Annotated in this window: 6 protein-coding genes; 4 read left to right on the top strand and 2 right to left on the bottom strand. The window is 44.6% G+C overall.

Translation table 11 applies throughout. The features are described from left to right. The first annotated feature begins 68 nt into the window (after positions 1-68). Positions 69-3,071 carry an outer membrane beta-barrel protein gene (locus tag HHL16_RS04145; protein ID WP_169423873.1) on the top strand — a complete coding sequence of 1,001 codons (3,003 nt, stop codon included), beginning with the start codon at positions 69-71 and terminating at the stop codon, positions 3,069-3,071. Between the two features lie 116 nt (positions 3,072-3,187). Here the strand turns inward: HHL16_RS04145 and HHL16_RS04150 are convergent, their stop codons facing one another. Next, entirely contained in the window at positions 3,188-3,349 is a 162-nt protein-coding gene (locus tag HHL16_RS04150; protein ID WP_169423874.1) for a hypothetical protein, read from the bottom strand. 142 nt (positions 3,350-3,491) lie between these two features. On the opposite strand from HHL16_RS04150, the gene HHL16_RS04155 reads away from it, so the two are divergent. Next, complete coding sequence (locus HHL16_RS04155; protein ID WP_169423875.1) at positions 3,492-4,025, top strand: hypothetical protein; 534 nt, start codon at positions 3,492-3,494, stop codon at positions 4,023-4,025. A gap of 32 nt (positions 4,026-4,057) precedes the next feature. Here HHL16_RS04155 and HHL16_RS04160 read toward each other — a convergent pair whose 3' ends face one another. Then, the gene (locus HHL16_RS04160) at positions 4,058-4,978 is read right to left on the bottom strand and encodes a hypothetical protein (RefSeq protein ID WP_169423876.1); all 921 of its coding nucleotides are present in this window, start codon (positions 4,976-4,978) and stop codon (positions 4,058-4,060) included. A 301-nt stretch (positions 4,979-5,279) separates the two neighbouring features. Between HHL16_RS04160 and HHL16_RS04165 the strand changes: the two genes are divergently transcribed. After that, the gene (locus HHL16_RS04165; protein ID WP_169423877.1) at positions 5,280-8,084 is read left to right on the top strand and encodes an outer membrane beta-barrel protein; all 2,805 of its coding nucleotides are present in this window, start codon (positions 5,280-5,282) and stop codon (positions 8,082-8,084) included. A 281-nt stretch (positions 8,085-8,365) separates the two neighbouring features. Continuing rightward, positions 8,366-8,908 carry a T9SS type A sorting domain-containing protein gene (locus HHL16_RS04170; RefSeq protein ID WP_169423878.1) on the top strand — a complete coding sequence of 181 codons (543 nt, stop codon included), beginning with the start codon at positions 8,366-8,368 and terminating at the stop codon, positions 8,906-8,908. The last annotated feature ends 28 nt before the right edge of the window (positions 8,909-8,936 follow it).

The following is an 8,936-nucleotide window of genomic DNA, read 5'->3' on the forward strand; positions in this document are numbered from 1 at the left end:
AACCGAGCACAAGTTTGTTTGCCGGCCAGCCGTCTAAATCCTTATTACTATTCTATTATCCCAAAGCCATGAACAAAGCGCTACTGCTGTTTCTTTTTGTACTCATTGCAACTGCTGCGTCGGCCCAACGCATTTCGGGCAGCATCAAAGGCAAACTCACAGACACCATCTATAAAGAACAGATGGCCGAAGCTACCGTTTCGGTATTGCATCAGTCCGATTCCACCCTCGTTTCATTTGTATTGTCGAATAACAAAGGAGAGTTCGAAGTAAAAGACCTCGATACCGGCGCTTATCGCCTCATGATCACTTACCAGGGATATGTTCCGTTTGTGAAGGGATTCCGTATCACCCCCGATTCACCGCACATCGATTTGCGTACCATCAACATGGACAAAAAAAGTACCCTGCTGGATGAAGTGATCGTAGAGGCACCGCCCATCTCCATCAAAAAAGATACAGTGGAGTTCCGCGCCAATTCTTTCAAAACAAAACCCAATGCCACAGCCGAAGATCTGCTGAAGAAAGTACCCGGGGTGCAGGTTGATAAAGATGGCAATGTAAAAGCACAGGGCGAAGATGTAAAGAAAGTATATGTGGATGGAAAAGAATTCTTCGGTACCGATCCTAAGATGGCTACCAAGAATATCACGGCAGATATGATCGAATCGGTACAGGTGTTCGACGATATGAGCGATCAGGCCAAGTTCACCAGAATAGACGATGGAAGCCGCTCCAAGACCATCAACATCAAACTGAAAAAAGACAAGAAGAAAGGATATTTCGGAAGAGCCACCGTAGGGGCGGGTTCCGATGGAAGATATGAAGGAAGCCTCAGCTTCAACCGTTTCGATAACGACCGGCGCATATCCATTGTAGGAGGATCGAACAACGTGAACAAACAGAATTTCTCTTTCAATGATGTAGTTGGAGGAATGGGAGGATTCGGTTCCAGGGGCGGCGGTGGCGGCGGAATGGCCGGCGGTGCAGCCATGATGAGCATGGGCGGCGGCGGATTTGGCGGAGGTGGTGGTGGATTCGGCGGTGGCGGTGGTGGCCGCGGAGGCGGTGGAGGTCGCGGTGGTGGCGGATTTGGTGGATTCAGTGGAGCCGGAAGCAGCGGCATCACCAAGAACACCTCGGCAGGTATCAACTACATCGATAAATGGGGATCCAAACTCGATGTTACTGCCAGCTACTTCTTCTCTCAAGGCGATACCAGATCCGAACAATCCAGCATCAGAACTACACAACTCGAAGACACGCTTCAACGACAAATAGAGAATGCGTTCTCCAATAACAAAAACCAGAACCATCGCATCAACCTCAGGATGGAGTACTATATCGACTCGATGAACTCACTCCTGCTTACCAGCAACGGAACTTTTCAGCACTCCACTACCAACAGTGTGGACACATTCAACACTTTCCGTTCTGTAAAAACTTCTCCAGAATACAGATACATCAATGGCCGCAACGATAATTCCAATCTGCGCGACGGATTCAGTCTCACCAGCTACCTGCTGTACCGCAAGAAATTCCACAAAGCAGGACGTACCTTAACGCTCGGCTGGAACAACGCCATCAATCGCAGCGATGGCAACGGCAGAACCTATGCGCCATTCATGTATTTCAATGAAGATGGAAGTCTCGACCGCATCATTCCACAGGATCTGAAAAGCAATCAGAAAACAAGATCGAACAATAATCAGTGGAGCGCATCGTACACCGAACCGATCGGTACAAACAAACTGGTTGAACTGAATTATTCTTATCAGGATAACAAAAGCACTTCCGATGCAAAGTCATTTGCATTCAATGAAAAATCCGGATTATACGATTCTGTGAATGCGCCGCTCACCAACTACTTCGAGAGCGACTACATCGCACACAGAGCAGGAGCCAATTTCAGAATGCAATGGAAGCTGAACAGTTTTCAATTCGGTGGTGCTGTGCAATACTCCGAGCTGGAAAGCAGAAGTCAGCGCAACCTGAAAGGAAGAGATACAACCCTGATAGTTTCGCAGAACGCATTGAACTTTGCACCAACAGCCAATCTGAATCTCGGATTCACCAGAACAAAGAACCTGCGCATCAACTATCGCGGAAGAACCAATCAGCCAAGTGCAACGCAATTGCAGGATGTGCCCGATCTCAGCAACCGTCTGCAGATCCGAAACGGTAATCCTGCATTGAAACAGGAGTTCATCAATAGCATATCGGCGAACTATTCTTCTTTCAATCCCGCTAATTTCAGATACGTCAGCGCTAATCTGCAGTTCAACAATACCAGCAATAAAATTGTGAACAGCATCGGCAATGTTCCTTCGGGATTGCTCGAAGCAGATTCGCTCGGCAAAGGAGCGCAATACATTGTGCCGGTGAACATGAACGGATCTTACAATACATCGGCCAATCTCACATTCGGATTTCCTTTGAAAGGATCACTGAAGGGAAGTAACCTGAGCTTTAATTCCAGCGGCTCTTTCAACCGCGATGGAAGTGTGCTGTTCAGCGAAAAGAACTTCACCAACACACTTGCGCTTACGCAGGGAGCGGGCATCAACCTGAGTTACAAAGACAATCTGATCCTCGGACTGAATGCCAGCCTCACTTACAACAAAGTGAATTACTCCAGCAAACGATCTGCTTTGCAGAATCAGAAATACTACACGCAGACTTATTCTGCAGACCTGAGTTATACTTTCTTCAACAGTCTGGTTTTCTCTACGGACTTCGATTATTACATCAATACAGGAAGAACGGATGGCTTCAACCAAAGCATCCCATTGCTCAATACCAGCCTTGCATTGCAGGTGTTCAAGAAGAAAAACGGAGAACTGAAATTTTCTGTGTACGATCTGCTGAATCAGAATCAGAGCATCAACAGAAATGTGGGCGACAACTACATTGAGGATGTTCGTTCTGTTGTGTTGAAAAGATACTTCATGGTATCATTCATGTTCAACCTCAACAAAGCAGGAGCCGGCAATCAGCGTCCGAAAGGAATGCCGGGCATGCCAAGGAATATCGAACGTCAGATGAGGAATATGCAGGGCGGTCATCCTTAATAAAAAGATCATCTTTCCCCCAAAATAAAAGTCCCGGCCTTTTGGGCCGGGACCAGCACATACAAATGTGGTTTCAGAGGTAAGTGCTTATAGTTGTAGAGTTACTATCGCAGGTGCTACTTACGTTTGGCGTAACCAGCTGTTGTAATCGGCGACTGGCCGATAAACAACACTGTGCAGATACTTCTGAGGAAGCTTAACAAATTGAAAGAGGGCCTGTAAATGCCACTGTAGATCTTAGTACGATGAATGTCATGGTACATTGTGGTCTTTTTCATTGATATTGGTTTAGAGATAAAAAAACTTGCGAACAGAATATTACAACGCTCTATTGTAGGTTTTATTGTACAAACGTGTAACGTATTTTTTCTATTTGTGCTGCAGTAATCATTTACTATTTTACCGGCAAATCCCAGGCCCATGAAAAGTATACAGATACTGTTGCTCTTTATGGTAACAACCCTAACGGCATCGGCACAGGGCGTTTTCAATAATCAAACCAATGCTGCATTGCAGCAGGTGATTGAAGACTATCCCAACCGTTTCAGGAATATTACCGGAGAGCGCCTCCGCGAGCACAATGGCTTTACAGATTACAAATCGAAGATTTCGATACCGGGATCCGTGGACTGCGTTATTTCGCAGGTGAATCCGCCGGAGAAGATCTGCACCTGGACCTGCTCCTTGTTTGTAAGCAACAACTATGAACAGGCCCTGCAGAAATATCAGGAGTTATTCGATCAGATACACAATACCATCATCCGGGTGAAAGGAGAAAAGCCTTTCATTATCACAGGAACTTTTGCTGCACCGGATCAGGAAAATAAATCAGCTTCCATACGGTTTCAGTTCCATCCTGTACCACAACTGGCACAGAGCCTGCGGGTAGAGTTGAATATGATCCATAATGAGAACTGGGATGTAATTCTAACAGTAACCAAACAGGCCGATTAATCAATTAACCGGCCTGCCGGTTTCACGAAATCTTATTTCTTCACACCAAGGGTGTAGATACGGTCTTCTTTTTCACTGATATTCACAATCTGCTTGCCATCAAGAAAACTCTTTATGGCATAGTCAGCCTTACTGTTATTCAGCAAATTCTGGTTGTTGTACACCAGGCTGAATTGGATATCGGTATTGGTTTCCTGTGTGCGGGTTACTTGTCCGGATGTGTTGAGTTTCTGACGTTTCACTCTTTCTTTATATCCGCTCAGGTTGTTTTTGGCTAACAGCAGTTCGGGCATTTCTATCGAAGTGATGTCGGTGAGGAACAACGTTCGGCCTACTCCATTCAGAGAAAAAGGATTGGTATTTTTGTCGTAGGGTTCTTCAAAAGACTGAGACACCAATTCATTATCACCGGGCTCCAGTGTGCTGGTGCGGATAATGTTGCCATCGGGCAGGTTGTTCCATTTAAAGAGGAATACTTCTCCCTCTATCACTTTTCTGGTGCCGCTCAGTTGTCCTGAACTGTTGTACTCGAAGTAAATCGTATCCTTCCCTATTTCGCTACCATTTTCTTTGTAAGCTATATGCGAAGTATAGGCTAAACGGTCGCCACTGTAATTGAACTTTGATGCTACAAAACGATAAGGGGCCGCATTCTTTTCCTTTTTGGTAATTTCTGCTGTAACGGGTTTTCCATTAGACCAGGCAATGGTTGCAGAAAGCTCCGGCAATGTAAGGGTTGGATTACTCTTGAAGGTCTGGGCAACGCCGGTGAGTTGTTGCTGATCGTTATACGTGAACTTGTAGATGAAATTGGAGTTCTCAAATTGATCGAGTCTTGTTCCTTCGGTAATGGGCGGAGGATCTTTTGAAGGATCCGGGTTATTGTCTTTACTCTTGCTGCACGCAACCAGTAGAATAGCTGCACTGATGAACACAGGCACTGTACTTTTCATGGTGTAATTGATTTGTAGTTTTTAAATAGTCTTGATCAAACAGATTCACAAAATGAATGCTAGGATTATACATTTAATAGTTTGGTAACAGCAATTGGTATATGAAAAAGGGGAGTTCGTCGAAATGTTTTCTGCGCAGAAACATCAACGTATGCGCGTTGAAAAAACACCCTTCACTCACAACATCGATGGATGCACACTAAATATTAACCTTCATTAACATTAAAGCAAGACTGGTTAACCTGTTTTGGAATTCACTAGGAATACTTTCGTAGTGTTCATTAACTCCGAAACACCTGGTATGAAAAAATTGGTTTATCTGATCTCGTTTATCGCAATTCCTTCAATACTGTTTGCTCAGAAGAATGGCTCTGTAAAAGGAATACTCTACGATTCTGTTGCAAAACATCCGATAGCTTCTGCTACCATAACATTGTTGCAGCAGAAAGATTCGTCGCTCATCAGTTTCACCATGACGGATGATCAGGGAAGATTTATGATAGACAAAATTGCCAACGGCAAATACAGGCTGCTGATCACGCACGTTAATTACCACAACAGAAGCGAACAGTTTGTTATCGACGATTCAACGCATCAGAAAGAATTAGGACAGCTCTATCTTTCTGATCTGTCGCAAACCCTCGAAGCAGTAGTGGTAACTGCAGAAGCCCCGCCGGTAACACTATTGGGAGATACTGTGCAGTACAATGCAGGATCTTTTAAAGTAGCGCCCAATGCGAATGTGGAACAACTGCTGAAAAAAATGCCTGGTGTTAAAGTAGAGAAAGATGGCTCCATCACAGCGCAGGGAGAAAAAGTGAAGAAGGTATTGGTTGATGGAAAAGAATTCTTCGGCAACGATCCTAAACTGGCAACCCGCAATCTCTCTGCAGATGCCGTCGATAAAGTACAGGTGTACGATAAGAAAAGCGAACAGGCCGAGCTCACTGGATTTGATGATGGCAACAGCCAGAAAACCATCAACCTGAAACTGAAAAAAGATAAGACCAAAGGCATGTTCGGTAAAGTAACCGCCGGTAGCGGTACTGATGATCGTTATCAGGGAAGATTCAATCTCAACTCATTCCAGGGTGCCAGAAGATTAAGCATACTCGGAATGGCCAACAATATCAATGCCGATGGATTTTCTTTCAGTGATATCATGGGAGCAACCGGCATGCGCACTGTTTCTTCATCGGGAGGCGGTGCAGTTGTTGTAGTTGAATCCGGCGGGTCCGGAGGAAGCGGAGGCGGTGGCAACAGCGGCAATATCCGCACCATCTGGGGAACTGGATTGAACTACAATGATCTGATCGGCAAGAGCACAGATTTCTCAGCCAATTACTTCTTCAACAATTACAATCCAGTTACACGTACAGAATCGAACCGAACCAATTTTCTGAACGACAGCACATGGCTGTACAAGCAAAACTCCGTAACAGACAATCTCAACAAAAGCCATAAGCTCAATATGGTGGCGGATATCAAACTCGATTCGTTTCATTCCATCCGCATAGCGCCACAACTGAGCACACAGGATACGAGAAACACCGCCTCCCGCGATTTCGAAACACTCACTAAAGACGGAAGCCTGATCAATGAAGGATCGAATCGAAATTTCGATCATACCAAAGGATATACATTTCAGAACGATATCCTTTTCAGAAAAAAATTCCGCAGGGCAGGAAGAACATTCAGCCTGAATCTTCAAACAAACTTCAATGGAAGCAATGGGGACGGAACCCTTCAATCTATCAATAGTTTTTATAAACCTGCGGGAAGTTTCCTGCGCAAAGATTCCATGAATCAGCGCAACGAATCTTCTGCAGATGTAAAAGGATATCAGGCAAGAGCAGTATACACGGAACCGCTCTTCAGAAGATCGCTGCTCGAATTCACGGTAAGTAACGGATACAGCCGGTCAAGCTCCAGCAGAACTACCTGGGATATCGACAGTAAGCTGAACCAGGAAGTGATCAATAAAGATTATACCAACGACTACTCTACCAGTTACGGAAGCACAGACGCCGGAGTGAAATTCCGGTCGAAGGGAAAGAAATATGAGTACTCGATAGGAACTTCATGGCAGCAGGCAAGACTGAGCGGAAAGATCATCGCCGGAGTAAAAGACTCCTTGCTGCAAAAATCTTTCTACAATTTTCTGCCTAATGCCAGCTTCAAGTACAATTTCAAACAGATGCACAGTTTGAATTTCAACTATCGTACAACTACGGTACAGCCAACAGCTTCGCAGTTGCAGCCGGTACCGGATAACAGCGATCCGCTGAACATCCGTGAAGGTAATCCCGATCTGAAGCAGGAGCTGAAGCATTCCGTATCGTTGAATGTGATGGCCATCAATCCATACAAGGCAAGATCGTTGTTCTTCTATATTTCAGCCTGGTATTCCAACAACAAGATTGTAGACAGCGATACTTTGCTCGAAGGAGGTATCAGAAGTACAAAGCCCGTGAATACAGACGGCGTGTATTCGATAGCAGGCGCTTTGAATACTTCACTGCCGTTGAACTTCTTCAAAGGTGCCATAAGAGTAGGAAGCAATTTTACTTTCAACAACAACAAGCAATTTCTCAACAGGAAAGAGAACAGGGTAAGAAGTTTTGCAATGGGGCCGGATGTTAAACTCGATCTCTCCTTCACCGATAAATTCGATATGCAGTTCAGTGCGGGCATCAATTTCAATAATGTACGGTATGCGCTTCGTCCGGAATTGAACAACAAATATTTCAGTCAGGAATACGGAACGGAGGCGAACTGGGAGCTGCCGAAGAAATTCTATTTGTCGAGCGAGTTCAGTTATGTGGTGAATAACCGGTTGGCAGACGGGTTCAATCTTCGTGTACCTCTCTGGAACGCATCGGTAAGTAAGCATTTTCTGAAAAACGACCGAGGCGAACTGAAATTATCGGCTTTCGATCTGTTGAACAAAAACGTAGATATCTCCAGAAATGCGAGTCGCAATTACATTGAAGACGTGAGATCTACGGTATTGAAAAGGTATTTTATGCTGACGTTCACGTATAGCCTCAATAAAACGGGAGGAGGTGCAGAGAGCGGACCGGGCATCAGAATTATCAATCGTTAATTAATAATATAGACAGCCAACCTGAAAATCAATCCTGTTGAAATAACAGGATTTTTTATTTAGTAATATTCCCATAGCTGCGACAGTAATTTCTGCTATCACATTGATAAGAATCATGAATGCGAAAATATATTTGTGATTCAAATACTTAACGGTTGTCCCTTATCGTTGAATTACAAGTTGATCTCGTATAACTCCTATTTGAACGGAGATTTTATATGACTATAATTACATCTTGATATTAGTCAAGGTGACTTGTATTTTACCCAAACCCAATTCGTATGAAACCACTGGCGCTTACAGCAATGATGGCTGTTGCAGCTGCAACGGCCTCTGCACAGCAGCCATTACCCATGATCACCCCCGATGTGATCAATGTAACCGGCGGAACATTCAAGAATGGCTATTACTCGCTCGACTTCAGTGTAGGAGAGGCCACGCTGGTGAATACAATGAAAGATCAGTTTTCCAACTTCTATATTACAAACGGCTTTCTACAGCCCTACCTGTTTGGGTTGTTCGATCCGCGGCCAGATAATCATTTCAGTGAAGATGAGGTGCGCATACTTCCCAATCCTACTTACGGCATAGCAGAAGTGAACATTCTCGCGAAACAGCAAGGCAAAGTAAGAATCTATCTGTACGACAGATTAGGTAAGCTGCTGTATACGCGCGAGAATCAGTCGTATGGTTATGGATGGGTTGAGCGTATAGACCTTACAAATCAGCCGAACGGCATGTATATGTTCAAGGTTGAGTTAACTCCGAATGATGGAGGCGCGATGAGAAAAGGATCGTTCAAGATCATTAAGGTAGGCAGATAACAGAAATATTTCCCCTAAATCCAATTTT

The sequence above is a fragment of the Pseudoflavitalea sp. G-6-1-2 genome (assembly GCF_012927185.1).
GTDB lineage: Bacteria > Bacteroidota > Bacteroidia > Chitinophagales > Chitinophagaceae > Pseudobacter.

Bases quoted from the DNA above. Each gene is read 5' to 3' on its own strand.
- HHL16_RS04145 (WP_169423873.1), top strand. From the start codon at position 69: ATGAACAAAGCGCTACTGCTGTTTCTTTTTGTACTCATTGCAACTGCT.
- HHL16_RS04150 (WP_169423874.1), bottom strand. From the start codon at position 3,349: ATGAAAAAGACCACAATGTACCATGACATTCATCGTACTAAGATCTAC.
- HHL16_RS04155 (WP_169423875.1), top strand. From the start codon at position 3,492: ATGAAAAGTATACAGATACTGTTGCTCTTTATGGTAACAACCCTAACG.
- HHL16_RS04160 (WP_169423876.1), bottom strand. From the start codon at position 4,978: ATGAAAAGTACAGTGCCTGTGTTCATCAGTGCAGCTATTCTACTGGTT.
- HHL16_RS04165 (WP_169423877.1), top strand. From the start codon at position 5,280: ATGAAAAAATTGGTTTATCTGATCTCGTTTATCGCAATTCCTTCAATA.
- HHL16_RS04170 (WP_169423878.1), top strand. From the start codon at position 8,366: ATGAAACCACTGGCGCTTACAGCAATGATGGCTGTTGCAGCTGCAACG.